This is a genomic window from Nocardia sp. NPDC049149, assembly GCF_043197455.1.
In the GTDB taxonomy this organism is placed as follows: Bacteria; Actinomycetota; Actinomycetes; order Mycobacteriales; family Mycobacteriaceae; genus Nocardia.
Window position 1 is genome coordinate 1 of the sequence record NZ_JBICTD010000003.1, and the last position, 25,076, is coordinate 25,076.

A 25,076-nucleotide genomic window follows, 5' to 3' on the forward strand; every position below is an offset into this window, starting at 1 on the left:
CGTTGAACGCCTTCGACATCACCTTCGACGGTCGACTCACCGCCGGACGGAGATAACCCAACCAACCCGAGCTACACCGTTAACTGGACAGACCCCACCGAACGGCCAACGGCCCACCCGCGATTCGCGGATGGGCCGTTGAACGACACTGTGTACGAACGACTTACACGTCGAAGTAGAGCTCGAATTCGTACGGGTGCGGACGCAGGTTCACCGGGGCGATTTCCTGCTCACGCTTGATGTTGATCCAGGTCTCGATCAGGTCGTCGGTGAAGACGTTGCCTTCGGTCAGGTAGTCGTGATCCTGCTCGAGGCGGTCGATGACCGTGGCGAGGCTGGTCGGCGCCTGCGGGATGTTCTTGGCCTCCTCCGGCGGGAGCTCGTAGAGGTCCTTGTCGACGGGGGCAAGCGGCTCGATCTTGTTCTTGATGCCGTCCAGGCCGGCCATCATCATGGCGGCGAAGGCCAGGTACGGGTTGCCCGAGGAGTCCGGCGCGCGGAACTCGATGCGCTTGGCCTTCGGGTTGTTGCCGGTGACCGGGATGCGCACGGCCGCAGAGCGGTTGCGCTGCGAGTACACCAGGTTGATCGGCGCCTCGTAGCCGGGAACCAGACGGTGGTAGGAGTTCACGGTCGGGTTGGTGAACGCCAGCAGCGACGGCGCGTGGTGCAGGATGCCGCCGATGTAGTGCCGCGCCAGATCCGAGAGACCGCCGTAGCCCGCCTCGTCGTGGAACAGCGGCTTGCCGTCCTTCCACAGCGACTGGTGCACGTGCATGCCCGAGCCGTTGTCACCGAAGAGCGGCTTCGGCATGAAGGTGACGGTCTTGCCGTCGGCCCACGCGGTGTTCTTCACGATGTACTTGAAGAGCTGCAGGTCGTCGGCCGCACCGAGCAGGGTGTTGAACTTGTAGTTGATCTCGGCCTGACCGGCGGTGCCGACCTCGTGGTGGCCGCGCTCGAGTTCGAAGCCCGCGTTCTGCAGGTTGGTCGCGATCGTGTCGCGCAGGTCGACGTAGTGGTCGTACGGCGCGACGGGGAAGTAACCACCCTTGTTGCGCACCTTGTAACCACGGTTCAGGGTGCCGTCGGGGTTGGTCTTGGCACCGGTGTTCCAGGAACCGGAAACCGACTCGATCTCGTAGAACGCGCCGTTCATCTTCGAGTCGTAGCGGATCGAGTCGAAGATGTAGAACTCCGCCTCGGCGCCGAAGTACGCGGTGTCGGCGATGCCGGTCGAGCGCAGGTACTCCTCCGCCTTGCGGGCGATGTTGCGCGGGTCGCGGCTGTAGGCCTCCCGCGTGAACGGGTCGTGCACGAAGAAGTTGAGGTTCAGCGTCTTGGCCGCGCGGAACGGGTCGAGGCGCGCGGTGCTGAAGTCGGGCAGCAGCAGCATGTCCGACTCGTCGATCGACTGGAAGCCACGGACGGAGGAGCCGTCGAACGCTAGCCCTTCCTCAGCGAGGTCGGTGGTGAATGCCTTCGCCGGGATCGAAAAGTGCTGCTGCACACCGGGAAGATCGCTGAAGCGGATGTCGACATATTCGACCTCCTCGTCGGCGAGATATTTGATGACCTCGTCGGCCGTGCTGAACGTCACTTGTTCTCCTTACGGATCGGTTCCCAGCCAGTGTCGATTGCTGGCCTTTTCGAGCAACCTGCAAACAGTCGCTACGCGCGGGTTCGTCGCGTCCAGACGCTATGGACGCGGTGTTTCCCCGCAGTCAAGGTTGTGTTTCGCCAGTGTTACACGTGCCGGTGAAGAGGTGAGGAGTCCCACCTGGTCTCCTACGACATGCTAATCCTGCCATCCGACCTGGGACGCGCCGACGTGAACTCCCCTTATGCGGTGCCGGGTAGTGGATCGGCCGCCCTTATTGTGGGGTCATGGCACGCATGACGGGATCGTGGCTCTCCGGCCCTTCGGAGGGTTCCGGCGATCAGGCAAACCCCGAGTTCCCCGGCGCACTATTGGGTCTGCCGAAGTCCGGTGCCGGGTCGCTGGCCGGGATGATGCGCCGGATCGCCGCGCTGTTCGTCGACTGGATGATCGCGCTCGGTATTTCCGCGGTGATCACGCGCAGCGCCTCCTCGTCCACTTTGACGTTGCTGATCTGGTTTGTGATCGGCGTTGCGGCGGTGACGCTGTTCGGGTTCACGCCCGGTCAGTATTTCCTGCGGCTGCGCACCGTCCGGATCGATGCGCCGGTGCCGGTGGGCATCGTGCGAGCGCTGGCCAGGCAGGCACTGCTGGTTTTCGTGGTGCCCGCGCTGTTCACCGACAGCGACGGCCGCGGCATGCACGATCGCGCGACCGGCACCGCACTAGTCCATTCCCGCTGACGGCCCTGGCGGTTACGCTCCGCCAGGTGTCACTCAATCCGGCGATGCTCGCGATCCGGTTCCTGCTCGAGCTCGCCGCCATTACTTCCTTCGGTGTCTACGGCTGGCGTGCCTTCGATTCGCCGTGGAAGTTCCTGCTTGTCGCCGTGTTGCCGCTGATAACGGCGGCACTCTGGGGCACCTTCGCGGTGCCGGACGACCCGAGTCGCAGCGGTGCGGCGCCTGTCTCGGTGCCTGGCGCGGTCCGTCTCGCACTCGAGCTCGCGATCCTCTTCGGCGGCACCGCGGCGCTCTGGGCGGCGGGTCTGCCGAGGTTGGCCCTCATCTCCACCGCGATCCTCATCGCCTACCACGCCCTCGCCTACGACCGCCCGCTCTGGCTACTTCGCGCCTAACCAAGATCACCTGACCTCGTCGAGTGGGAACTGACGGCGGAGCGCTCTCGGGCCGATGCCGCCACCAGTTCCCACTCGACGCCACGACTCGGTCTGGCTGGAATGCCTGACCAAGATCAAGGGGTGCTGGTGCAGGCGCGCTCTCGGCCGATGCCTACACCAGTACCCTCTCGATGCCGCGACCACTACGCGAAAGGCCCGCACCAGGTGGCGCGGGCCTTCGGGTTTGTCCAGCTCAGCGGCGGCGGATGGTCCGCTGGACGCCGCGCATCTTGGCGCCCGCAGGCATCGGCCCCTTCGGCATGGCCGGGCCGGTGCGCGAGCTGAGCGCGGTCAACCTGCCCTCGATGAGGTCCATGCGCTTGGTGTCGATGTTGCGGGGCAGCTTGGTGAGGTAGCGCTGCAGTTCCTTCAGCGGCACCTGGCCGTCGTCGTTGCCGATGACGACGTCGTAGATCGGGGTGTCGCCGATCAGTCGCGCGGTGCGCTTCTTCTCCTGCGCGAGCAGCGATTTCACGCGCTGCGGGGAACCCTCGGCGACCAGCACCACACCGGGCAGGCCGATCACCCGGTGCACCGCGTCGAGCTGGGTGGTCGCGGCAATGCCGTTGGTCACCCGCCACTTGCCCTGCAGGTTGTCCAGCACCCAGGCCGCGGCGCCGGCCTGTCCCTCGGCCTTGCCGTAGACGCTCTTCTGCACTCGGCGACCGAAGATGATGAACGCGCCCAATGCGCCGAGCACGACGCCAAGCGGTACCAGGAACCAGGTCAACCCGAAGATCAAGCCGATGACCAGGAAGACGGCAGTGCTGCCGAGCAAGGCGCCGATCATCAACGGCAGCAGCAGCTTGTCTTCCTTGCGCTGCATCTGGAACGCCTGCCAGAGCTGCTGCCTGCGCTCTTTCGACTGCTGCTTGCGGGCCGCCTTCGCGGCGGCCTTCGCTTCCTTGGTGGGCTTACCTGCTGCCATGCCACTCAGGATAGTGCCAACGTGCTGGCTGTTCTGCCACGGGACCTCGGGGATGGCGGTCGGCGGGACGGGTAAGTCAATTCAAGCCGCGACGGGCGATCGAGCCGAGCACGGTGAGATCCAGATCACCGGAGGCTTCGGTCCATCCCATCGCGCGTAACTCCACCGGCGTCTCGACCCCGAGCGCGTCGCGGAAGCCGATGGCCACCGAGCGGGCGAATTCGATCAGGCTGCCCGGGGAGATCGGCCAGAACATCGTTCTGGTCCAATTGTCGACTTCGCGCCGCAGCAGCGGCTCATTCCAGCCGAGGTCACGTAATTCCTGCGCGGCGGCATCCGGAATCGGTTGCGACAGATAATGATTGCCTGCCAGCTCGGCGGATAATTTGATGTCGTATTGCATGAACTGGACATATCGGTTGCCGGGCGCCGCAATGATCAACGTCGCTCGCGAAGGTAGCTCCGACAGACATTGGGCCAGCGCTTGAACGAACTGTTCCCAGTCCGCGGTCACCGGCTCACTCATACTTCCCCCGGGCACTCGCACTGGCCCGATCATACGCCGACGTGCCTCGCACACCACGCGAATCATGTTGTAGCCCCGAATGCTTCGCGGTGACCATAGCGAAACCGAATGGCCTATTTGCGCACTGGAGCGACGCGCGATTTCGTTGGGCCGCGGTCGGCCTCGCACCATCCGCCGGTGCAGTGCCGTGGTCCGTCGTCCCGGAACCTTGCCCGTACGAGCTCGACGCCACCCGTCCGGCGGCATCGTCGCGGCACCCCGTCGTGCAAGGCGGCTGGACCGTGGTCGCCGTCGATGACATCGGCGGCGACGTTATCGGCGCTGCTCCCTCCGCTGCCCGCGCAGCTGCGGAACCCAGCCGCGTCGATCCGTCGGATACCGGCACCGTGTTGTTCAGCTGGTGGCAACCGGGCGGTGTTAGTTTGCGGTGCGTGTGTGCGCGGTTGGTGGTGAGCGTCCATGACGTCGCACCTGCGAGTGCGGACGAGACGGCACAGTGGTGTTCCGACGCCGATGGGTTCGGGATCCCGGTGTCGCTACTGGTCATACCTGGCCCGTGGCGCGGCGCTTCGCTGGCCGATCGACCGGACTACGCGAGTTTGCTACGGGAGCGGCGCGCCGGGGGTGACGAAATCATGGTGCATGGGTGGTCGCATCGGGCCGGGCCCGAAGGGAGCTGGCCGCGTCGAACGCTCGGCCGTGCGGTGGCGCGCGGCGCCGCCGAATTCGCCGCACTCGACGCCGCCGAGGCCGCCGTCAAACTGCGGGCCGCCACCGCGGTCATGACCGAATCCGGGCTTTCCACCACCGGTTTCACGCCGCCGGGCTGGCTGGCTTCGCCCGCGTCGGAACAGGCTCTGCGCGCCGCGGGCTTCTCGCACACCACCGATCACTTCGGCGCGAAGGATCTGCGCACCGGCCGCAGGCACCGCGGTTTCGCGCTCTCGCACCGCCCTGGCGGCGGCTGGTCCGAACGGTTCGGCGCCGCCATGTTCGTCACCATGGCGCGCCGCAACGCCGCAAGCGGCGGCCTGGTCCGGCTCGCCTTGCACCCCGACGACCTGCATCGCCCCGGCCTGCGCGACGCCACCCTCCGCGCGATCGACGCAGTGCTCAGCGCGGGCGCGCGCGCCACCACCTACGCCGAACTGGTCGAGGTCGCCTGATGCGCACGAGCACCCGCTCAGCGACGGTCGAAGCGGTGGTCCACTAGTGCGCATCGTGCAGATCGCGAACTTCTACACCCCGGCGTCGGGTGGCTTGCGCACCTGCGTCGACGAGATCGGCCGCGGCTATCTCGCGGCCGGGCACGAGCGGGTGCTCGTGGTGCCGGGACCGGCCGACGACGACGAGCAGACGCCGTCCGGACGCCGGATCACCGTGCACAGTCCCAAGTTCGGTGCGGGCGGCTATCACGTGCTCACCTCCCGGCGCACCCGCGCCGTCCTCGACCGGCTGCGGCCCGACGTGCTCGAGTGCAGCGACAAGCTGAGCGTCCGGTGGCTCGCGCCGTGGGCGCGCGGCACGGGTGTGCCGCTGGTGTTGTTCTCGCACGAACGCATCGACGCGATCCTGCGCAGTCGAGTGCCACCCGGCTTCCCGCTGACCACGGCCGCCGACCTGGCCAACCGCAGGCTCTGTGTTCGTGCCGAAAAGGTCGTCGTCACCTCGAGTTTCGCGACCGCGGAGTTCGCGCGGATCGGCGCGACCAACGTGCGCCGGGTCCCGCTCGGTGTCGATCTGACCACCTTCCGCCCGACCGAGCACCTCGCCGAAACACCCTCGGACGAGCTCGTGCGCCTGGTGATGGTGAGCAGGCTGTCGAGGGAGAAACGCGCCGAACGCGCGATCGAGGCGGTGCGCGTGCTGACCGAATCCGGCCTGCGCTGCGAACTCTCCGTCATCGGCGACGGCCCGTTGCGGCCACGCCTGCAACGGCTCGCCGCAGGCCTCCCCATCGTTTTCCACGGCCACATGACCGACCGCACCACCATGGCCGACCTGGTCGCCGCCGCCGACATCGCCGTATTCCCCTCCCCCGCTGAAACATTCGGCCTCGCCGTGCTGGAAGCGCTCGCCTGCGGCACCCCGGTCGTCGTCCCCGACGCAGGCGCCGCAGGCGAACTCGTCGACGCCCCCGGCTCCGGCTTCGTCTCCGACGGCTCCCCGCACGGCCTGGCCGACGGCGTCCGCGCCCTGCTCTCCGTACCCGCTCCGCAACGCCGCCACGCCGCCCGCTCCGCCGCCGAACGCTTCCCCTGGTCCGCGACCGTCGCAGGCATGCTCGCCCTCTACGCCGACTACGACTCCCCCGCCCGCACCGCCTGACCACACCACCGTCGGATGTTCAACGCCGACAACGGATCCCGAGCAGATCAGACGTTGGACTGCAGCACTGCCGCTCGATGTCAGCTGACACTGATCGCTCGGCACGCGATTTGCCGACGAGCAGGCACCCGATGCCGGATCGAGGTCGACCTGCCCACGCTCGGTTGCGAGACAACCACCGACACAGGGCATTCGGCGCGGACTCAGGAGTCCACCACGCGCTCAATTGTGAAACAACCGCTGAAGCCGGCACCGGGCTCGGCCCGTCCTGAACGTCCACGCCCACCACCTCCTCGAAACCCGCTCCGTCCTAGGCAAACTCATCCTCCACCCCTCCAACAGCGCATATCCGCCCCCCGGGCGCACTCCAGACCCGCACGACCGCCCAACGAGTGGCACATGGCTGCGGCAAAGTGCGAGTAGCCCACACAGTGGTGTGCCACTCGTCGCCGAATCCCTCCCGCGACGGCAGGCTGATCGTGGGTACGGGACGACCACTGGCACCGGCGTATTCGGCGCGGGCTCGAGAGCTCACGACGTGCTCGATTGTGAAACAACCGCTGGAGCCGGTACCGGACTCGGGCCGTCCTGAACGTGGTTACGGAACAGTCTCTGGCACTGGCGTATTCGGCGCGGGCTCGAGTGTGTGGTCTCGTTCGTCGTGCAGGGTGGGGGAATTCGCGAGGAGGGCAACGCCGGTGATGACCAGGGCGGCGGCGAGGACGAGCAGGGCGGGCTGTGGGCGAATGGTGACCGCGAAGAGGGTGAGGCCTGCCGCGTAGCTGAGGACGGGGTCGGTGATCGTCATGGCGGTGAGCGCGGTGGGCAGTGAACCGCGGGCGTACGCCTCCTGGGTGAGCAGGCCGCCGATGACGGTCGAGATCGGGATGCCGAGCAGCGCCCAGCTGAGCGCGGGCAGCGCGGTGGTGGCGATGACGACCAGCACCGCGGTGGTAGAGAAGCAGCAGCCTGCCGCGACCGCGACCAGCGCCGAACGCAGTTGAGTGGAGCGGGCCAGCCGCGACGCGGCGATCAGCACGATGATCGTCGCGAAAACGCAGGCACCGACGCCGGGCAGCAGTTGCGGTCGCAGATCCGCGTGCCCTGGTGCGCTCTGCCCGACGAGCAGGATCAATCCGCCGCACACGAAAACGGTGCCAGCCCAATCCCGCCGGAGCAGCGCCCGCTTGCGCCGCGCCGCCGCGATCGGCAACGCGAACAGCAGTTGCACCACGAGCAGCGCCTGCACCACCGCGATCGCACCCAACCGCAACGCGACCGCATGCACAACGAACCCGGCCACATTGGCGCCTTGCCCGGCCAGCCAGCGGCGATCGGCGATCAGCCGCCGAGCGATTCCCACGATCATCAGGAACCTGCTCTGCCCGTCATCCACCGCGGCTTGCCGCGCGGCACCCTGCTGCAGCGCCGCCGACACCGCGAACAACAGCGCGGCCAGCAGCGCAAGGGTCACAGTTCCCACCGCGAGCGCGTCAATCGGTGCACTGCCAAGCACGTCGACGGCATCCGGCATACCGCTCATGCTGTCGTCCCGTGGTGAACACCGGGTGGCATCCGCCCGGCGACTCGGCAACACCTAGACCCTCGTGTCCCTTTCCCACGCCGGTCACTCGAGCGGACTGCCCAAGCAAAACTTCCTCGCTGCCGCCTCGTTAGTAGGGCGAGGGTCCGAGTCATCGGCCACACTCGGCGTCGGCGGCATCATGCTCACAACCGGCCCCGAGTTCGACCTCGTCGAGAACGCCGCGCTGCCCCTCGGCACCGCCTGCTCGCCCGGCGACTCGGCAACAGCGAGATCCGTACGTCCCTTCCAATGCGGTCACTCGAGTCGACGGACGCCCCAGCAACTCCGTCGCTGCCCACCTGCTCGGCGAGGATTCGCCGCGGGCCACTTGGATCGGCGTGCGCGTCGTGAACACCGTCCACGCGACTGGCCGGAAGGTCCCGGCCGAACACCGCCGAGTCATGTCTGCACTACCAACACCGCTGTGAACTGGCGAAACAGGCAGCCGATCACGTCTGCTCCCGACATGCTGGACAATGCGACGGTGTCCATGAATTTGCCGAACCGCACCGGTGACCGATGACGCAACCGGTCGACGATCTCACCGCTGAGCGCCTCGCCGCCGCATTGCGCTGCGTGACCATATCCTCCGACGTTCCGGACGAGGTCGAGGACGCAGCGTTCACCCAACTGTCCGCGCACCTCGAGCAATCTTTCCCGCTGGTGCACGCCGCGCTCGACCTCGAACGGTTCGGACACAGCAGGCTCTACCGGTGGCGGGGTGCCGAACCGGACCGGGTCGCGGCGATCCTGCTCGCGCATCAGGATGTGGTGCCGGTGGACGACCCGCAGCGCTGGACGCATCCGCCGTTCGCGGGCGTGGTCGATGACGAATTCATCTGGGGCCGTGGCGCGATCGACGACAAGAGCAGGGTGCTCGCCATCCTGGAGGCGGTCGAGGCGGCGCTCACCGCCGGAATCCGCCCGCAGCACACCATCTTTCTGGCGTTCGGCCACGACGAGGAGGTGTTCGGCGACACCGGCGCGGTCCGGATGGCGCAGCACCTGCGCGAGCGCGGCGTGCGCGCCGACCTGCTGCTCGACGAGGGCGGCGTGATCACCGAGGGGGTCGTCGACGGGATCGAGCAGCCGGTGGCCACGGTCATGCTCGGCGAAAAGGGTTATGCGACGGTGCGATTGTCGGTCAGCGAGGTCGGCGGGCATTCGTCCATGCCGGGCAAGCAGACGGCGGTGGGCCGGATCGCCCGCGCGGTGAGCAGGCTCCAGGATCATCCGATGCCGTTGCGGATGACGCCGGTGACGGCAGACATGCTGTCCAGGGTGCGCGCGGCACTGCCGACGGCCCGCCGCGGTTTGCTCGGCCTCGCAGGCCTCGCGGCGCCGCTGATCACCAGGATGATGGCGGCCCAGCCGCAGACCGAGGCGCTGGTGCGCACCACCACCGCCCCCACCGTGATCCGCGGCGGGGTGAAGGCGAACGTGTTGCCCCAGCACGCCGAGGCCCTCGTCAACTTCCGCATCCTGCCAGGTGACTCGATCGCCACCGTCCTGGAGCACTGCCGGAAGGTGGTGCGCGACAAGGGCGTTCGGATCGAAACCGAAGGCATGTGTTCGGAGCCGACGGCGCACCCACGGACCGGCCCGATGTTCGACATGATCGCGGACATCGCGCGGGCCGTCGTTCCCGGCATCGCGGTCACCACCGGCATCGTGCCCGGCGCCACCGACTCCAGGCACTATCACGATCTGGCCGCAACCCGGTGCAACTTTGCGCCGATCGTGGTCGGCGAACGCGATATCGCCTCGATCCACGGAACCGACGAGCGGCTCTCCCGGGTCAACTACGCTCGACTCATCGAGTTCAACCGCCGGCTGATCGCCGAGTTGGCGCACTCGACGAACAGTGCACCGCAAACTTCAGGAGCCGATGCATGACCGCTGAACCCGATGCCACCGAACCCGGCACCGGAGGCGCCGAGCCGACCGCCGTGTCGATCACCGAGAAGGCCGGTCGTTTCGACGGCGTCGGCAGCGGGATCGCCTGGCGCGCATGGCTGCCCGATACCCCCGCGCGTGCCGTCATCGTCCTCGTGCACGGTGTCGGCGAGCACTCCGGCCGCTACGCCCACGTGGGCAATCGCCTCGCCACCGACGGATTCGCCGTCTACGCGCTCGACCACATCGGCCACGGCAAATCCGCGGGCGGCAACGCCAACATCGGCTCGATCGACGGCGCCGCCGACAATGTGGCTGGCATGCTCGACATCGCGACCCGCGAACATCCCGGCGTGCCCCGATTCCTCGTCGCCCACTCGATGGGCAGCCTCATCGTGCTGCACCTGGCCACCCGAGCACCACTCGACGTCACCGGCGTTGTGGTGTCCGCACCGCCACTGGACATCGCGATCGGCAACGCGGTGCAACGCGCACTCGCCCCGATTCTGACCAAGCTCACCCCGAATCTCGGTGTGCTGGCTATTGATCCGGAGCTGATCAGCCGCGACCCCGCCGTCGTTCGCGCCTACGTGAACGACCCGCTGGTGCATCACGGCAAGCTCCCCGCCAGGACCGGCACCGAGATCCTGCACACCAGCTACCTGGTGAAGGATCGCCTCGACAAGCTCACCGTGCCGCTGCTGGTGCTGCAGGGCACCGCCGACCGCCTTGTCGCACCGTCTGGAGCTGACATCATCGAGCAGCGTGCCGCGTCCACCGATCTGACTGTGCACCGTTACGACGGCCTCTACCACGAGGTCTTCAACGAGCCGGAGCAGGACAAGGTGATCGGCGACGTCATCGAGTGGTTGGAAGCGCACCTGTAGCGCTTAGCGATACCGCGCCATGCACGCGTCCTCGCCGTCGAGCACGCCGGTGCGGAAGGCTTCGAGTCGTGCGAAGCCGCTCGGCACGACCTTGCCGTTCACGTCGGAGGCGGCGAGACCGTCGGCGAGCAGGCCCGATACGGCCTCGTCGAGGTCGCCCGCGGACAGGCGCGGGTCGCTACCAGGCTCGCTCAATCGGGTAGTGAACACCCCGGACAGACAAGCGGTGCGAAGCCCGGCTGTCTCCGCGCCGGTCACCGTCAGCTTGCGATCCTGTTGCACCGCAAGGACATACCGCGACACGAAGACGACGTACGCATTGTAGTCACCGTCCACCATGGCCGAGAGCGGGTCCTCGGCCTTGCTCATCGTCCCGGCGCGCTTGGCAAGGGCGGACACCTCGGTGCCGACCTTGTTCGCACTGGGGCAGTACGAAACAGGCTGCGTCGTAGTGGTATTCGGGCAGTTGCGCACCACTCCCGAGTAGTCGAGCTGCGGCGGGATCGTGGTCGGGAAGACGGTCGCCAACGCCTGGCTGACGCTGGTCAGCGATGCCACCGACACCGGGAGCTGCTCGTATTCCTCGCCGGGAACGAAAGTCTTCGGCAAGCCACCCCTGCGCTTCGAGATCTCCTGCCTGGTGATCTTCTTGCAGCCCTGCGCGCCGTCGGTGTAGCCGATCTGCACGGCCGTCACCCGCTCGAAGGCGGAACCGTGCGTGTTCTTCGGATCGTTCGGATCCTGATCCCTGATGGCGACGGTCGCGCCGAGCACCGCGTTGAGACCGTCGGTGGTGTTCAACGTGAAGTGCGCCGAATTCCCTTCTGCCACATGGCGCAAGAACACGCCAGCCAAACAGTCGGCCTGCTGTTCCAGCACCAGAGCCGGGGTGAAGAACCCGGCGAGCTTCGCCTGGCCCTGAATCGCGTGCCCGTACTCGTGTGCGAGCACCATCACGACCGCCATGTCGCCGAACTTCTTCGCCACGCTCGGCAACAACACCCCGCGGTCCCAGCCGATGGTGTGGTCGCCGCTGCAGTAGGCGGCGTTCACCACCTGGTAGGTGTCGACCTTGCAGAAGGTGATCGACTGCTCCTTGGGCGCGGCAGCGTCCCAGGACAGGAACCTGGTCACCGGCTTGAAGGTGCCGGGAAAGTTCTTGGGGTACTCGGTCGTCCAGAATTCCTGCACGTCGGAAATGGTGTTCAAAGCGAGCTTGTCGATGCGGCCGCCGTCACCGTTCTCCGCACTGAGCGGCGCGTCCGGCACGCCCTTGCGCGGACCATTCGGTCCGGAGGCGGTCATCGAACCGGCCAGCTCCCACTGGTTTTCGGTAGATCGCACGGTATCCGGCGCTGCCGCACGGTCTGCGGTGACCGCGGTGCAGCCGGTCAGCACGATCGCCGCCGCGCAGGTGAGCGCGCCGAACCAGCGCCGTCTCGTCGTCATCATCCACTCGTCTCCCCGAGTACCGCACCGCGCGCCTCCCGCGCGCAGTTGCTCGATGACCGACGCTGGTGCCGATCGGTGAGCGTTCTCATGGTAATCGCGGGCGACCGCGCCTGCGCATCACTTGTGATCGAGAACGGCAGGCGCGGTTACATTTCGGGCACGAAGCCTGTTCAGTTCAATCGCACGCGGGCCAGCAGCGCCCGATGATCCGATCCTGGCACCCGCAACGTGTGCAAATCCTCGGCCGTCGCGTCGGCGAGCAGCACATGGTCGATCCCGATGAAAGGGCCGGTGGGCCAGTCGTCGGGGAAGGTCGGCAGCAGGCCTGCCCCGACCTGATCGGCTGCGGTCTCGAACCGACCGTCCAGCAGTTCGCGGAACGCCGCATGGTCTCGAGTGGCATTGAAATCGGCGCCGACAATTGCCGGACCCTGTTGCGCGTCAAGGATTTCGCGGATCCTTCGCATCTCCACAAGCCAATTCGAGAAGCCGAACGGCGGCGGAATCGGATGAAAGGCGAACACCGCGATCGGCCCGCGCTCCGGATGCTCCATCGTCGCCGACACGTGTTCGAGAATGAACCCGTCGTATCTCTTGCCGTCCCGCAACGGATACCGGCTGTAGATCCCGGTCCCGCCGCCACCGTCGGGCGTCGGCCGCAGATACGAATAGGGCAGCTCGGCGGCGAGCCCCGACCCCGCCAACTTTTCTACCGCGGCATTCGTCAACTCCTGCACGGTCAATACGTCGACCCGGTTGTCCCGCACCTCCCGCACGACCGCGCCGGTATCCGCCCGCCCGAACAGCAAATTCGACTGCATCACCGTCAATTCGGGCCCGGTGGCCGCCCGCCCCTCCGGCACAAACGTCGGCACCAGCGTCCACAACACCACTCCCACCAGCACCCCGGCCACCCCCGCGCTCCGCCATCCGCGCGCGATCAGGAAGAACACCAGCCCCACCAACGCCCCGACCATCAAATACGACGCCCCCGACGCCAGCAGCACCAACGGCCGCTGCTGCCAAGCCACAAAATGCAGCACGATCCCGGCGGCACCCGCCAACAGCGCGCACCACCCCACCCCCAACAGAATCCGCTTCATCCACTTAGCCATACCGCCGAGCCTAGGTCCCGCCTGTGGAGAACTTGTGCCCCCACCGCGCAGATCCCGCACAGTCCCCACCGCCCACCCACGCCCAACGACCGCTCAGCCCTACATCGACGACAGAGGGGTGCCGACCGCCGTTGACGAGAGTCCATTGGTTGCTGGCTTCCTCGGCTCCACGGTCTCCTGTGAATTCGGCAGCCCAGAGTTTGCATCGGATAGCGTGGTGGCGTCGTCTGCCGTACCCGGCTGACCTCCGCAGTCGGGCGCGTGTTCTCTTGTCCCAGCCGGGTCACTTGGCTGTGCTCCCGTTTCGAGAACTTCAAGATCAAAGACGGAGGTTCAAGATCAAAGACGCCCAGCCGCGCACTTTCTGTCTTCCCGCACACGATTTCGCATGCGAAATCGTGTGCGGGAAGACAGAAAGTGCGCGGGAAGACAAGGGGTGTGCGGCTGCGGGGCGAATCCCGAGATGTCCTGCTCACAGGAGACCGTATGTCAAGTGGGGCTGCGGGTCCCGAGGGACGGCAGCGGGTCGACGGCTAGCGGGTCTCGGGTCATGAGGTCGGTCAGGGTCGTGGTGTCAGTGGTCAGGGTGCTTCCGGTGAATTCGAGAGTGGCACGCGATCTTTCGGCGGCTGCAGGGTGCCCTGCACCGCAGGCATCGGTGACGACGATCGGGAGGTAACCGAGGTCGAGGCTGTGCCGGACGGTGGGTTCGATGCCGACCTCCATCGCGATGCCCGCGATGGCGAACGTGTCGATTCCGCAGTCCCGCAAGGCAAAATCGAGCGGGGTTGCCGCGAACGCAGACATGGTGATCTTGTCGAAGACCACCTCGTCTGCGTTCGGACTCAGCTCGGGCACCAGCTGGTACTGCGGCGACCCCTGCGGAAAGCTGACCCGGAGCTCGGCCGGATCGTCCACGCGTTGCCACTGCATGGCGGTGCGCACCTGAGACACACCGGAGGCGGCGATGGGCAGTGACATGTGCCGGGTATAGAAGACCCGAAAACCGCTTTCCCGCGCGGCATCTCGCAATCGCACACACGCCTGCACGATCGCGTCGCCGTCCGGGATCTGCCGGACGATGCCGACCTGCATGTCGTAGATCAGCACCGCCATCCTGGTGGGATCGCAGGCGTCCTCGACGGTTTGCGGGATGCTGAGGCCGAAGGCGTTACGCATGCGACGACCTCACTTGGTCCGGTCGTAGGGCTCGGCGACATCGACCTTCGGATCCATCAGCGCCTCCAGCGGCAGCGGGGCCTGCACCGGGACATACGTCCACTCCAGGTAACCCGCCTTGGTGAGCGGGAAGTCGGCGACGTATTTCTGCGCTTCCTCGACGCTGTCCACCTCGAACACGATCACCACGCCCGGCTCGTCGGCCCTGGCGTAGTTCTCCCGCACGATGCCCGCCTTCCACAGCCGCCATACGTTGGCGACCTCCTCCGGCAGGTACGGGTTGATGGTCTCCAAGGTCACCCCGGGCTTGAAACGGTCGAAAACGATGACCTTCATAGGGTTTCGAACTCCATGTCTGCGGTAGGTACTGTTTGCCCCATCCATGGAATCGCGATGATTACAGTGTTACAAGAACGCACTTTTTGGTGAGTACGGAGGCGAGCAATGCTCGAGAAGCAGTTCCACTGCGCGGTCGAGGTGACCGTCGACCTCATCGGCGGCAAATGGAAGCCGGTGATCCTCGCCCACCTCAAGGAGGGCGTGCGCCGCTATGGCGAACTGCGCAGGCTGATGCCGACCACCAGTGAGAAGATGCTCGTCCAGCAGCTGCGCGAACTCGAAGGCGACGGGCTTGTCCGCCGCACGGCCTTCGACACCGTCCCGCCCCAGGTCGAATACGACCTGACCGAGGAGGGCTGGAGCCTCGTCCCTGTCCTCACCGCCCTCTACGAGTGGGGCGAAAAGCGTGCCGAGCGAACGGGTCTCACCTTCGCCGACGTGTCGCAATAACTCCAGACCGAGACCCGATCGCGGCGCGCCGCGAAATCCGCAGCGACTGTCCCGACTCACTCGCCGAAAACGCGCTCCACCACCGCTTTCGCCCGCCGCGTCACGCGCATGTAGTGGTCGAGGAACTCACTGCCGTCGTCATTGGGCCAGCCAGCGACCTTCGCCACCGCCGAAAGCAGCCTGCCCGGCCCGGGCAGCTGGTCGGCAGGCTTGCCACGCACCAACACCAGCGCATTGCGCGCCCGCGTCGCGGTCAACCACGCATCCCGCAGCAGCGCCACATCGGCCGCGTCGAGCAGTTTCGTCTGTTCGATGACGTCGAGCGACTCCAGCGTTGAGGTGTTGTGCAGCCCGAGCACATCGTGCGCGTGCCGCAACTGCATCAGCTGCACGGTCCACTCGATATCGGCGAGACCACCGCGCCCGAGCTTGGTGTGGGTCGCGGGATTGGCGCCACGAGGTAGTCGTTCGGCGTCGACTCTGGCTTTGATCCGCCGGATCTCGCGCACCGCCTCGGTCGACACCCCGCCCTGCGGATACCGCACCTTGTCGATGACATGCAGGAACCGCACGCCGAGCCCCTGATCACCCGCGACCTGGTGGGCTCGCAGCAGCGCCTGCACCTCCCACGGCTGCGCCCACTGCTCGTAGTACGCGGCGTAGGCGGCCAGCGTCCGGACCAGTGCGCCGTTGCGCCCCTCGGGCCGCAGTCCGGCGTCCACGTGCAGCGGCGGATCGGTGCTCGGCGCACCGAGCAGCTGCTGCACCCGGTCGGCGACGCTGATCGCCCACTTCACGGCCTTGGTCTCGTCCTCGCCCGGCCGCGGATCGCACACGAACAGTACGTCGGCGTCGGACCCGTAGCCGAGCTCCATCCCGCCGAGCCTGCCCATGCCGATCACCGCGAGGTCGGCGGGTGCAGGCGCGCCACGCTCGGCCTCGCTGGCCCGAATCACCGCCGCGAGTGAGGCTTCCAGCACCGCAACCCACACCGAGGACAGCGCGCGGCAGACCTGCCGCACCTCGAGCAGCCCGAGCAGATCCGCCGAGGCCACCCTGGCCAATTCGTGCCTGCGCAGCGAACGCGCCGCGGCCACCGCACGTTTCGGGTCGTCGTAGCGCGCCGCCGCCGTCATGATGCCGCGCGCGACGTCCTCGGGTTGCGGACTCAGCAGCAGCGGCCCGCCCGGTCCGTCCGCATACATGCGGATGGTGTCCGGCGCGTTGATCAGCAGATCCGGCAAGTACTCCGAGGACCCGAGCACGATCATCAGCCGATGCGCGATGGCACCCTCGTCGCGCAGTTCCCGCAGGAACCACGTCTGGTCGTTGAGCCCCTCCGACACTCGCCGGTACGCGAGCAGACCGGCGTCGGGATTGGGTGTGTCACCGAGCCATTCGAGCAGGGTCGGCAGCAGCAGCGCCTGAATCCGGCCCTTGCGCGACACACCACCGGTGAGCGCCTTGAGATGTCCGAGTGCATGTTCGGGCGCCTGATAACCCAGCGCCGCCAACTGCCGGATCGCCGCGTCGGGGCTCAACCGCAGCGCGTCCGGTTCGAGCTTGACCACCGATTCGAGCAGCGGCCGATAGAACAACTTGGCGTGTAACCGCCGCACCCGCACCGCATTACGGCGGATCTCGGTGCCGAGCACACCGACCGCGTCCTGCCTGCCGTCCGGCCGGATGTGCGCGGCACGGGCCAGCCAGCGCATCCCCTCCTCGTCGTCGGTGGCAGGCAGGGTGTGCGTGCGACGTAGACGCTGCAACTGCAGACGATGTTCGAGCAGTCGCAAAAACTCGTAGGACGCAGTGAGATTCGCGGCATCGTCGCGGCCGACATAGCCGCCAGCGGCCAACACGGTCAACGCCTCGACGGTGCCCTGCACGTGCAGCGACTCGTCCACCCTGCCGTGCACCAACTGCAGGAGCTGCACGGCGAATTCGACGTCACGCAGGCTGCCGTGCCCCAACTTCAGTTCGCGCTCACGCAGATCGGCGGGCACCAGGTCTTCCACCCGGCGCCGCATCGCCTGCACGTCGGCGACGAAGTCCGGCCGTTCGGAGGCGGTCCACACCATCGGCATCAGCGCGGCCCGGTATTGCTCGCCGAGCTCGAGGTCACCGGTCATCGGCCGGTTCTTCAGCAGCGCTTGGAATTCCCAGGTCCGCGCCCACCGCTTGTAGTAGGCGAGATGCGAATCGAGCGTGCGCACCAGCGCGCCCGCTTTGCCCTCCGGCCGCAGCGCCGCATCGACCTCGAAGTATGCCGCGCTGGCCACGCTCATCATCTCGGCGGCCAGCCGGGTCGCGGTGGCATCGGCAGGTTCCGCGACGAACACCACGTCGACGTCGCTGACGTAGTTCAGCTCGCGCGCGCCGCTCTTGCCCATGGCGATCACCGCGAGCCGCACCGGCACCGGCCCGTCTTTGCAGACCCGCGCCACAGCCACCGACAGCGCCGCGGTGAGCGCGGCATCGGCCAGGTCGGTGAGATGCCACCCGACCACCTGATACGCGAGCACTGGTTCGTTCTCGACAGTCGCCGCCAGATCGAGCGCCGCGAGCAGCATCAGTTGATCGCGATACCGCTTGCGCAGCAGCGCAACCACCTCGGGACCGGAAGCACCAGCCCGGAACAACATTGGACCCGCGTTTGGTCCCTCTTCCGGCACCGCATCGACCACCGACAGCAGATCAGCGATCAACTCGGCGCGTTCCGGCAATGCCTTGCGGCGCAGGATCTGCCACGCCGCCGGATCGGCGACGAGATGATCGGCGAACGCACTGGACGCGCCGAGCAACGCGAACAACCTGCCGCGCAACGACGTTTCCGCGCGGATCGCCGAATCCAATGCCGCCCACTCGGTTCCGAGCTGCTCCTGCAGCTTGATCAGCGTGTGCAGCGCGAGATCGGCGTCCGGTGCCCGCGACAGCGCCCAGAGCACCGGAATACTTTCGACGTTGTCCCAGCCCAATTGGTGCAACGAGGCAGCGGCGGACGGCTCGAGCAAACCGAGCCGACCGACGCCGGGCACCGCGGAGCGGGCAGTCGGGGGCCGGACCATGGTCTCAAATTACATGCTCTCGGCTAACACTTGATGTGCGCCGGAACGTAGGTTCGGTACCAGTACGGTGCCGACGTCAGAGTCCCAGGTATTCCTTCAGCTCGTACGGCGTCACCTGGCTGCGGTAGTCCGCCCATTCCCGGCGCTTGTTGCGCAGGAAGAAGTCGAACACATGCTCGCCGAGCGTCTCGGCGACCAGCTCGGACCGCTCCATCGCCTGCAGCGCCTCGTCGAGCGTGCCCGGCAGTTCGCGGAAGCCCATCGCGCGCCGCTCGGCCGCGGTCAACGACCACACGTCGTCCTCGGCCTCCGGCGGCAGCGTGTACCCCTTCTCGATGCCACGCAGACCGGCCGCCAACAGCACGGCGAAGGTCAGGTACGGGTTGCATGCCGAATCAGGGCTGCGGATCTCGACGCGGCGCGAGGACGACTTGTTCGGCGTGTACATCGGCACCCGAACGAGCGCGGACCGGTTCGACCGGCCCCACGAGGCCGCGGTCGGCGCCTCGCCACCGTGGATCAGCCGCTTGTAGGAGTTCACCCACTGGTTCGAAATCGCGCTGATCTCCGGCGCGTGCTCCAGGATGCCCGCGATGAACGCGCGCGCGGTCTCCGACAGGTTGATCGGGTCGTCCGGATCGTGGAAGGCGTTCGCCTCGCCCTCGAACAGGCTCATGTGCGTGTGCATCGCCGAGCCGGGGTACTGGGCGAACGGCTTGGGCATGAACGTCGCGCGCACGCCCTCGTCGATCGCCACCTCCTTGATGAGGTAGCGGAAGGTCATCACGTTGTCGGCCATGGACAGCGCGTCGGCGTAGCGCAGGTCGATCTCCTGCTGGCCCGGCGCGCCCTCGTGGTGGCTGAATTCCACCGAGATGCCCATCGATTCGAGCGCGTCGATGGCGTGGCGGCGGAAGTTCGGCGCCGAATCGTGCACGGCCTGATCGAAGAAGCCACCCGAGTCGGCCGGGGTCGGCTGCGAGCCGTCCTGCGGGCCGTTCTCCAGCAGGAAGAACTCGATCTCCGGGTGCACGTAGCAGCTGAAGCCGACGTCGGCCGCCTTGTTCAGCTGGCGGCGCAGCACGTGGCGCGGGTCGGCCCACGACGGCGAGCCGTCGGGCATCGTGATGTCGCAGAACATGCGGGCCGAGTGCTGGTGCCCCTTGCTGGTCGACCACGGCAGCACCTGGAACGTGGACGGATCCGGCCGCGCGACCATGTCGGCCTCCGACACCCTGGCGAAGCCTTCGATGGCAGAGCCGTCGAAGCCGATACCTTCCTCGAACGCACCCTCTAGCTCGGCGGGAGCGATGGCGACAGACTTCAGGTAACCCAAGACGTCGGTGAACCAGAGACGCACGAAGCGGATATCCCGCTCTTCGAGCGTCCGCAGCACGAATTCCTTCTGGCGATCCATGTCCGCGAGAGTAAGCACCCGGCGTTAAATCCGTGTTACATACACGCTGAGTGTGTTGTGCTTGTTGCGGGAAAAAGACATCACCGCCGCAATGTTCAGCAGGTGAGGCCGGATTCGGGCTCCTTAAGGTCGACGAAGTAGTCGATAACGGCCTGGTCGACGCACTTCGATCCACCCGACAACGCGATGGTGTGCCTGCTGCCCTTGTAGGTCACCAGGGCGGCGCCGAGCTGGTCGGCCAGGTCGACACCGGCCTGGTACGGCGTCGCCGGATCCTCGGTGGTGGAGACGACCACCGTCTTCGGCAGTCCGGCCACCGAAATCCGATGCGGCTCACTGGTGTTCGGCACCGGCCAGACCGTGCACTGGTCCAGCGGGGCGGCGCCGGTGCCGCGCCCGTCGTCGAGGAACGGTGCGGCCTTGCGGTATTCGGCGTCCTGCCTGCCGGTCAGCCCACGATCGGTGATGCGCGGATCGTCCACGCAGCGAATGGCGGTGAACGCGTCGGTGGTGTTGCTGTAGGTGCCGTCGTCGCGGCGGCCGTCGTAGAGGTCGGCCAGCTGCAGCAGCGTGTCACCGCGGCCGTCGCGCAGTTCGGAAAGGCCAAGGGTGAGCACCGGCCACAGATCGTTGGTGTAGAGCGCTTGCCGCACGCCGGTGAGCGCGTCGCCGTAGCCGAGCCCGCGCGGATCGGTGGTCGGCACCGGCCTGTCCCACAGCGGATTCACCAGCGCCCGGAAGCGCGACACCGCCTGCGTCTTGTCGGTGCCGAGCGGGCAGTCGTCCTTCTTCACGCAGTCCGCGACGTAGGCGTTGAACACCTTCTGGAATCCGGCCGCCTGCCGCAGCGACTCCTGCACCGGATCCTGCGAGGAGTCGATGGCGCCGTCGAGCACCAGCGCGCGCACGTGCGCGGGAAACTTCTCCGCATACGCCGAACCGATCTTGGTGCCGTACGAGTAGCCCAGGTAGGTGAGCTTCGCGTCGCCGAGCGCGGCGCGCAGCACGTCCAGGTCCTGCACCACCTCGCGGGTGCCGACCCTGGCCAGGAAGTCCTTGCCGGTGCGCGCGGCGCAGCGGTCTGCGTACTGCCGGTTCTCGTCCTCGGCCGCGGTGATGCCGGCAGGCGAGTTGTCCTTCGGCGGCTCCGCCCGCTCGGCATCCTGTTCCTGCGCGGTCTCGCAGACGATGGCCGGGGTCGAGGACCCGACACCGCGCGGGTCGAAACCGACGCGATCGAAGCGCTCGGCGAGCGCGGTCCGGTTGCCGAGCCCCGACATGGTCAGGCCCGACTCCCCCGGCCCGCCAGGGTTCATCAGCAGCGAGCCGATGCGCTTGCCGGTCGCTTTGATCCGAGACACCGCGATCTGGGCGGTCGGCCCGTCCGGCGCGGCATAGTCGACCGGAACGCTGATCCGCGCGCACTCGGCGTTGGGCGGGAAGCGGTCGTCCTTGGTGCCGAAGCCCGCGCAACCACCCCACTCGATGGTCTGGGAGTAGAACTTCGCCAGGTCGGCGGGCGGCGCAGGCATCGGTCCTTTCGGCTCGTCCTTGCCGACGGTGCAACCCGCCGCGACCAATGCCAGCGCCGTGACGATCAGCGCGCCGCGCCTACTCCGAACGAAAGCCATGCACCGATACTGGCAGTTCGCTGGCGCGATCGGGACAACGCACTGGTCACCAGGCGCCAACACGGCCGGTGATGTGACCAATCGCACCGCTCAGCGCCCTTAAACCGGGCCGGTGACAGGTGGGACACTGGACTCGTCAGACGAACCCGGGGACCCGGATGGGCCCCGAGGAGACACCAGACGAAAGGGACGATGATGTCCGTATCCGACTCGGAAACCCCTGCCTACGGCGCGGCGCCGAGCCAGCCCAAGAAGGCACGCAAGACCCGAGTGCAGCACCTGCAGCAAATGAAGGCCGACGGCGAGCGCTGGGCCATGCTCACCGCCTACGACTACTCCTCGGCCCGACTGTTCGAAGAAGCGGGCATCCCGGTGCTGCTGGTCGGCGATTCCGCGGCCAACGTGGTCTACGGCTACGACACCACGGTGCCGATCACCATCGACGAGCTCATTCCGCTGGTCCGCGGCGTGGTGCGCGGTGCACCGCACGCGCTGGTGGTCGCCGACCTGCCGTTCGGCACCTACGAGTCCTCGCCGCAGCAGGCGCTGGCCACCGCGACCCGGTTCATGAAGGAGGGCCAGGCGCACGCGGTGAAGCTGGAGGGCGGTGAGCGGGTCGCCGAGCAGATCGCGCTGATCACCTCGGCGGGCATTCCGGTGATGGCGCACATCGGGTTCACCCCGCAGAGCGTCAACACCCTCGGCGGCTTCCGCGTGCAGGGTCGCGGCGACGGCGCCGAGCAGCTCATCGCCGACGCCATCGCGGTGCAGGAGGCAGGCGCGTTCGCCGTGGTCATGGAGATGGTGCCAGCCGAGCTCGCCGGACAGGTCACCCGCAAGCTGACCATCCCCACCGTCGGCATCGGCGCAGGCGTGGAAACCGATGCGCAGGTGCTGGTTTGGCAGGACATGGCCGGCTACACCAGCGGCAAGACCGCCAAGTTCGTCAAGCGGTTCGGCAATGTCGGTGACGAACTGCGCACGGCCGCAGCCGCTTACGCCGACGAGGTGCGTCGAGGCACCTACCCCGGTCCCGAGCACAGCTTCTAGATCGACAGAGCGACACCTGGATGACTGGTCGAGCGGTGCACGCACCCGTTGCGCTGCTCGGCCAGCCGATCGCACCGCTGGTCGAGTGGGCGGCGAGCGTGCTGAAGGTGCGGGAGATCGAGATCACCGGCGCCCCAACGGAAACCCGGCGCCGCGCCTGGTCGCTGCTCGTGCGCATCCCGACCGAGGCCGGGCCGATGTGGGCCAAGGCGAATGCGCGCGCCTTCGCGCACGAAGGGCCGTTGCTAGAACTTCTTTCGCGACTATGCCCCGACAGTGTGCTGGAACCCCTTGCGGTGCAATCGGATCGCGGGTGGCTGCTCAGCCCGCACGGCGGCGAGACCGCGCGCAATACTGACGCGGAATGGTCCGGCCTGCTCCGCTCATATGTCGAACTCCAGCAATCGCTCGCCGCGCACATCGCCGAGCTGCGCGGCACCGGGACCCCCTACCTCCCGCCGGACCGCCTCGACACCGTCTACCGCCATTACGAGCCACGCATCCCCGGCCTCGGCGCCCGCATCCATGAGGCCGCCGCCGAGTTGGCCGCCTACGGCAGGCTCACCCTGGAACACAACGACGTGCACACCGACAACGTCTTTACGGGCGCGACCCCGGGCCACGGCCGCCTGTTCGACTGGGGTGACGCCGTGCTCACCCACCCGTTGCTCAGCCATCGCCTCCTGCGCGGCCCGCATCGCGACGCCTACCTCGCGCACTGGCGTCGCACCGCCACGATCGCCGACGCCGAGATCGCCCTCGCCGACCGCCTCGCCCCGCTCATCGCGCTCAACCCCTGGCGCACGATCGACACCTCCGCGCCCCGGTTCGCCCGCATCGTCGACGAGTTGCTCGACGAACTACGAGTCGCGTTCCAGTAGCCGGCCTCGCTCGAATCCCCGAGCTGACGAGGACGAAGATCGGGCGGCCCCGGTACCGGTAGTCCTCCCACTGAGAACGGTCGAACTTCGCAGATCGTGGCAGACTCGATGCGGACAATGACGACCCGAGCAGAGGTACCGATGCTTCACAGCCGTTGGATTTCCCGCAGCACCCTGGTCTTGGCAGGCGTTTGTGCCGCCGCCGCCCTCACCGCGTGTGGAAGCGAGTCGAACCCGGCGCCGACCGGCAGCTCGGGCTCGACCACCGCGTCCGCCACGAGCAAGCCGAGCAGCGCCCCCAAGCCGGCCACCCCCGAGATTTCCGACGCCGCGGCCGCGCAGCTGTGCGACATGATCCGCCCCGAGCTGTCGAACTGGCGGGTGCAGGGCCCGACGCTCGGCAAGATCGGCCTGAACGCGCTGGTGCACGAGTGGGCGCTGCGCAACGGCGGCATCAACGGCGCCGTGCTGTCCGACAAGCCCGTCATCGACCGCCTCACCACCAAGAGCTGCTCCGATGTTCGCCAGCAGGCGATCGAGGCGCTACAAATTTCCGACCTGGCCGCTGGCCTGGCGTTCTGAGAGGACACAACACACCGATGCGCACGCTCTACCCGGAGATCGAGCCCTACGACACCGGGATGCTCGATGTCGGCGACGGCCAGTCGATCTACTGGGAGGTCAGCGGCAATCCCGATGGCAAGCCCGTGGTCTTCCTGCACGGCGGCCCCGGCGGCGGCACCTCGCCCTATCACCGGCAGTTCTTCGACCCGGCGGCGTACCGGATCGTGCTGCTCGATCAGCGCGGCTGCGGGCAGTCCACTCCGCATATTGCCGAGGGCGCGAGCCTGGAGACCAACACCACCCAGCATCTGATCGCCGATATCGAGGCGCTGCGAACGCATCTCGGCATCGAACGCTGGCAGGTGTTCGGCGGCTCGTGGGGTTCGACGCTGGCGCTCGCCTACGCCGAAGCCAACCCGGAGCGGGTCACCGAGCTGGTGCTGCGCGGCATCTTCCTGTTGCGGCGCAGCGAAATCGACTGGTACTACAACGGCGCTGCCGGCTACGTGTACCCGGACGAGTGGGAGAAGTTCCTCGCGCCGGTGCCGGAGGCCGAGCGCGGCGAGGATCTCGTCGAGGTCTACCACCGTTTGCTGCACTCCGCCGACGAGCAGGTCGCGCTCGCGGCCGCCGTTGCCTGGTCCACCTGGGAGGGTGCGACGAGTTCACTGCTGCCGCAACCGGATCGGGTCGCCGAGACCGCGGAGCCCCGGTTCGCGCTCGCCTTCGCGCGGATCGAGAACCACTACTTCCGCAATGGGGGTTTCCTCGATGAGGGCCAGCTCCTGCGCGATATCGGTACGATTTCCCATATCCCAACGGTGATCGTCCAAGGCCGTCACGACATCGTCTGCCCCCCGGTGAGCGCCTGGGACCTGCACAAGGCATTGCCGAGTTCGGAACTGCACATCGTCGACGACGCAGGCCACGCGGCCAACGAACCTGGCACCACGCACCACCTGGTCGAAGCCACCGACCGATTCGCGAAAGCGGGATAACC

At 67.3% G+C, this 25,076-nt stretch carries 23 protein-coding genes; 11 read left to right on the top strand and 12 right to left on the bottom strand.

Going from position 1 to position 25,076, the window contains the following annotated elements; translation table 11 throughout:
• Positions 1-163: 163 nt before the first annotated feature.
• Positions 164-1,600 carry a type I glutamate--ammonia ligase gene (glnA, locus tag ACGFNJ_RS10905; RefSeq protein WP_393445951.1) on the bottom strand — a complete coding sequence of 479 codons (1,437 nt, stop codon included), beginning with the start codon at positions 1,598-1,600 and terminating at the stop codon, positions 164-166.
• Between the two features lie 287 nt (positions 1,601-1,887).
• Here glnA and ACGFNJ_RS10910 point away from each other — a divergent pair, with 287 nt between their 5' ends.
• Both ACGFNJ_RS10910 and ACGFNJ_RS10915 read left to right on the top strand, forming a co-directional pair.
• A complete protein-coding gene (locus tag ACGFNJ_RS10910) occupies positions 1,888-2,343 on the top strand; it encodes an RDD family protein (protein ID WP_393445953.1) in 456 nt (151 codons plus the stop codon).
• 26 nt (positions 2,344-2,369) lie between these two features.
• Positions 2,370-2,738, top strand: coding sequence for a YrdB family protein (locus ACGFNJ_RS10915; protein ID WP_393445955.1), 369 nt, complete (start codon positions 2,370-2,372; stop codon positions 2,736-2,738).
• 235 nt (positions 2,739-2,973) lie between these two features.
• On the opposite strand, the gene ACGFNJ_RS10920 is transcribed toward ACGFNJ_RS10915, so the two are convergent.
• Positions 2,974-3,708: a DUF4191 domain-containing protein gene (locus ACGFNJ_RS10920; protein WP_393445957.1), complete on the bottom strand. Its 735-nt coding sequence runs from the start codon at positions 3,706-3,708 to the stop codon at positions 2,974-2,976.
• 76 nt (positions 3,709-3,784) lie between these two features.
• Complete coding sequence (locus ACGFNJ_RS10925) at positions 3,785-4,234, bottom strand: hypothetical protein (RefSeq protein ID WP_393445959.1); 450 nt, start codon at positions 4,232-4,234, stop codon at positions 3,785-3,787.
• 449 nt (positions 4,235-4,683) lie between these two features.
• On the opposite strand from ACGFNJ_RS10925, the gene ACGFNJ_RS10930 reads away from it, so the two are divergent.
• A complete protein-coding gene (locus ACGFNJ_RS10930) occupies positions 4,684-5,400 on the top strand; it encodes a DUF2334 domain-containing protein (RefSeq protein WP_393445961.1) in 717 nt (238 codons plus the stop codon).
• A 46-nt stretch (positions 5,401-5,446) separates the two neighbouring features.
• Complete coding sequence (locus tag ACGFNJ_RS10935) at positions 5,447-6,562, top strand: glycosyltransferase (RefSeq protein ID WP_393445963.1); 1,116 nt, start codon at positions 5,447-5,449, stop codon at positions 6,560-6,562.
• A 598-nt stretch (positions 6,563-7,160) separates the two neighbouring features.
• Here ACGFNJ_RS10935 and ACGFNJ_RS10940 read toward each other — a convergent pair.
• Positions 7,161-8,105: a DMT family transporter gene (locus ACGFNJ_RS10940; RefSeq protein WP_393445965.1), complete on the bottom strand. Its 945-nt coding sequence runs from the start codon at positions 8,103-8,105 to the stop codon at positions 7,161-7,163.
• Positions 8,106-8,666: 561 nt separating this feature from the next.
• Between ACGFNJ_RS10940 and ACGFNJ_RS10945 the strand changes: the two genes are divergently transcribed.
• Both ACGFNJ_RS10945 and ACGFNJ_RS10950 read left to right on the top strand, forming a co-directional pair.
• The gene (locus ACGFNJ_RS10945) at positions 8,667-10,043 is read left to right on the top strand and encodes a M20/M25/M40 family metallo-hydrolase (protein ID WP_393445967.1); all 1,377 of its coding nucleotides are present in this window, start codon (positions 8,667-8,669) and stop codon (positions 10,041-10,043) included.
• Positions 10,040-10,930, top strand: coding sequence for an alpha/beta hydrolase (locus ACGFNJ_RS10950; protein WP_393445969.1), 891 nt, complete (start codon positions 10,040-10,042; stop codon positions 10,928-10,930). The genes ACGFNJ_RS10945 and ACGFNJ_RS10950 overlap by 4 nt, the downstream gene beginning before the upstream one ends.
• Positions 10,931-10,933: 3 nt before the next feature.
• Here ACGFNJ_RS10950 and ACGFNJ_RS10955 read toward each other — a convergent pair whose 3' ends face one another.
• The 4 genes from ACGFNJ_RS10955 to ACGFNJ_RS10970 form a co-directional block, all read right to left on the bottom strand.
• Positions 10,934-12,382 carry a metallopeptidase gene (locus ACGFNJ_RS10955; protein WP_393445971.1) on the bottom strand — a complete coding sequence of 483 codons (1,449 nt, stop codon included), beginning with the start codon at positions 12,380-12,382 and terminating at the stop codon, positions 10,934-10,936.
• 170 nt (positions 12,383-12,552) lie between these two features.
• Positions 12,553-13,497, bottom strand: a complete 945-nt coding sequence (locus tag ACGFNJ_RS10960) for an endonuclease/exonuclease/phosphatase family protein (protein WP_393445973.1) — start codon at positions 13,495-13,497, stop codon at positions 12,553-12,555.
• A 489-nt stretch (positions 13,498-13,986) separates the two neighbouring features.
• Positions 13,987-14,676, bottom strand: a complete 690-nt coding sequence (locus tag ACGFNJ_RS10965; RefSeq protein WP_393445975.1) for a cysteine hydrolase family protein — start codon at positions 14,674-14,676, stop codon at positions 13,987-13,989.
• A gap of 9 nt (positions 14,677-14,685) precedes the next feature.
• Entirely contained in the window at positions 14,686-15,012 is a 327-nt protein-coding gene (locus ACGFNJ_RS10970; protein WP_150408215.1) for a hypothetical protein, read from the bottom strand.
• A 108-nt stretch (positions 15,013-15,120) separates the two neighbouring features.
• Between ACGFNJ_RS10970 and ACGFNJ_RS10975 the strand changes: the two genes are divergently transcribed.
• Positions 15,121-15,465, top strand: a complete 345-nt coding sequence (locus ACGFNJ_RS10975) for a winged helix-turn-helix transcriptional regulator (RefSeq protein WP_393445978.1) — start codon at positions 15,121-15,123, stop codon at positions 15,463-15,465.
• 56 nt (positions 15,466-15,521) lie between these two features.
• Here ACGFNJ_RS10975 and ACGFNJ_RS10980 read toward each other — a convergent pair whose 3' ends face one another.
• The 3 genes from ACGFNJ_RS10980 to ACGFNJ_RS10990 all read right to left on the bottom strand — a co-directional run bounded on the left by ACGFNJ_RS10980 (position 15,522) and on the right by ACGFNJ_RS10990 (position 21,581).
• Positions 15,522-18,533: a bifunctional [glutamine synthetase] adenylyltransferase/[glutamine synthetase]-adenylyl-L-tyrosine phosphorylase gene (locus tag ACGFNJ_RS10980; RefSeq protein ID WP_393445980.1), complete on the bottom strand. Its 3,012-nt coding sequence runs from the start codon at positions 18,531-18,533 to the stop codon at positions 15,522-15,524.
• Positions 18,534-18,609: 76 nt separating this feature from the next.
• A complete protein-coding gene (locus tag ACGFNJ_RS10985) occupies positions 18,610-19,950 on the bottom strand; it encodes a glutamine synthetase family protein (protein ID WP_069165852.1) in 1,341 nt (446 codons plus the stop codon).
• Positions 19,951-20,045: 95 nt separating this feature from the next.
• Positions 20,046-21,581, bottom strand: a complete 1,536-nt coding sequence (locus tag ACGFNJ_RS10990; protein WP_393445982.1) for an alpha/beta hydrolase — start codon at positions 21,579-21,581, stop codon at positions 20,046-20,048.
• A gap of 195 nt (positions 21,582-21,776) precedes the next feature.
• Here ACGFNJ_RS10990 and panB point away from each other — a divergent pair, with 195 nt between their 5' ends.
• Both panB and ACGFNJ_RS11000 read left to right on the top strand, forming a co-directional pair.
• Entirely contained in the window at positions 21,777-22,631 is an 855-nt protein-coding gene (gene panB, locus ACGFNJ_RS10995) for a 3-methyl-2-oxobutanoate hydroxymethyltransferase (protein ID WP_393447792.1), read from the top strand.
• A 20-nt stretch (positions 22,632-22,651) separates the two neighbouring features.
• Positions 22,652-23,512, top strand: coding sequence for a phosphotransferase (locus tag ACGFNJ_RS11000; RefSeq protein ID WP_393445984.1), 861 nt, complete (start codon positions 22,652-22,654; stop codon positions 23,510-23,512).
• A gap of 146 nt (positions 23,513-23,658) precedes the next feature.
• Here ACGFNJ_RS11000 and ACGFNJ_RS11005 read toward each other — a convergent pair whose 3' ends face one another.
• Complete coding sequence (locus ACGFNJ_RS11005; protein WP_393445986.1) at positions 23,659-23,865, bottom strand: hypothetical protein; 207 nt, start codon at positions 23,863-23,865, stop codon at positions 23,659-23,661.
• On the opposite strand from ACGFNJ_RS11005, the gene ACGFNJ_RS11010 reads away from it, so the two are divergent.
• Together ACGFNJ_RS11010 and pip are read left to right on the top strand one after the other, a co-directional pair.
• Positions 23,864-24,094: a hypothetical protein gene (locus ACGFNJ_RS11010; RefSeq protein ID WP_393445988.1), complete on the top strand. Its 231-nt coding sequence runs from the start codon at positions 23,864-23,866 to the stop codon at positions 24,092-24,094. The genes ACGFNJ_RS11005 and ACGFNJ_RS11010 overlap by 2 nt on opposite strands.
• A gap of 17 nt (positions 24,095-24,111) precedes the next feature.
• Positions 24,112-25,074, top strand: coding sequence for a prolyl aminopeptidase (gene pip / locus ACGFNJ_RS11015; RefSeq protein WP_393445990.1), 963 nt, complete (start codon positions 24,112-24,114; stop codon positions 25,072-25,074).
• Positions 25,075-25,076: the final 2 nt, after the last annotated feature.

Bases quoted from the DNA above. Each gene is read 5' to 3' on its own strand.
- ACGFNJ_RS10910 (WP_393445953.1), top strand. From the start codon at position 1,888: ATGGCACGCATGACGGGATCGTGGCTCTCCGGCCCTTCGGAGGGTTCC.
- ACGFNJ_RS10920 (WP_393445957.1), bottom strand. From the start codon at position 3,708: ATGGCAGCAGGTAAGCCCACCAAGGAAGCGAAGGCCGCCGCGAAGGCG.
- ACGFNJ_RS10925 (WP_393445959.1), bottom strand. From the start codon at position 4,234: ATGAGTGAGCCGGTGACCGCGGACTGGGAACAGTTCGTTCAAGCGCTG.
- ACGFNJ_RS10940 (WP_393445965.1), bottom strand. From the start codon at position 8,105: ATGAGCGGTATGCCGGATGCCGTCGACGTGCTTGGCAGTGCACCGATT.
- ACGFNJ_RS10945 (WP_393445967.1), top strand. From the start codon at position 8,667: ATGACGCAACCGGTCGACGATCTCACCGCTGAGCGCCTCGCCGCCGCA.
- ACGFNJ_RS10950 (WP_393445969.1), top strand. From the start codon at position 10,040: ATGACCGCTGAACCCGATGCCACCGAACCCGGCACCGGAGGCGCCGAG.
- ACGFNJ_RS10955 (WP_393445971.1), bottom strand. From the start codon at position 12,382: ATGATGACGACGAGACGGCGCTGGTTCGGCGCGCTCACCTGCGCGGCG.
- ACGFNJ_RS10960 (WP_393445973.1), bottom strand. From the start codon at position 13,497: ATGGCTAAGTGGATGAAGCGGATTCTGTTGGGGGTGGGGTGGTGCGCG.
- ACGFNJ_RS10965 (WP_393445975.1), bottom strand. From the start codon at position 14,676: ATGCGTAACGCCTTCGGCCTCAGCATCCCGCAAACCGTCGAGGACGCC.
- ACGFNJ_RS10970 (WP_150408215.1), bottom strand. From the start codon at position 15,012: ATGAAGGTCATCGTTTTCGACCGTTTCAAGCCCGGGGTGACCTTGGAG.
- ACGFNJ_RS10975 (WP_393445978.1), top strand. From the start codon at position 15,121: ATGCTCGAGAAGCAGTTCCACTGCGCGGTCGAGGTGACCGTCGACCTC.
- ACGFNJ_RS10980 (WP_393445980.1), bottom strand. From the start codon at position 18,533: ATGGTCCGGCCCCCGACTGCCCGCTCCGCGGTGCCCGGCGTCGGTCGG.
- ACGFNJ_RS10985 (WP_069165852.1), bottom strand. From the start codon at position 19,950: ATGGATCGCCAGAAGGAATTCGTGCTGCGGACGCTCGAAGAGCGGGAT.
- ACGFNJ_RS10990 (WP_393445982.1), bottom strand. From the start codon at position 21,581: ATGGCTTTCGTTCGGAGTAGGCGCGGCGCGCTGATCGTCACGGCGCTG.
- panB (WP_393447792.1), top strand. From the start codon at position 21,777: ATGTCCGTATCCGACTCGGAAACCCCTGCCTACGGCGCGGCGCCGAGC.
- ACGFNJ_RS11000 (WP_393445984.1), top strand. From the start codon at position 22,652: ATGACTGGTCGAGCGGTGCACGCACCCGTTGCGCTGCTCGGCCAGCCG.
- ACGFNJ_RS11010 (WP_393445988.1), top strand. From the start codon at position 23,864: ATGATCCGCCCCGAGCTGTCGAACTGGCGGGTGCAGGGCCCGACGCTC.
- ACGFNJ_RS11005 (WP_393445986.1), bottom strand. From the start codon at position 23,865: ATGTCGCACAGCTGCGCGGCCGCGGCGTCGGAAATCTCGGGGGTGGCC.
- pip (WP_393445990.1), top strand. From the start codon at position 24,112: ATGCGCACGCTCTACCCGGAGATCGAGCCCTACGACACCGGGATGCTC.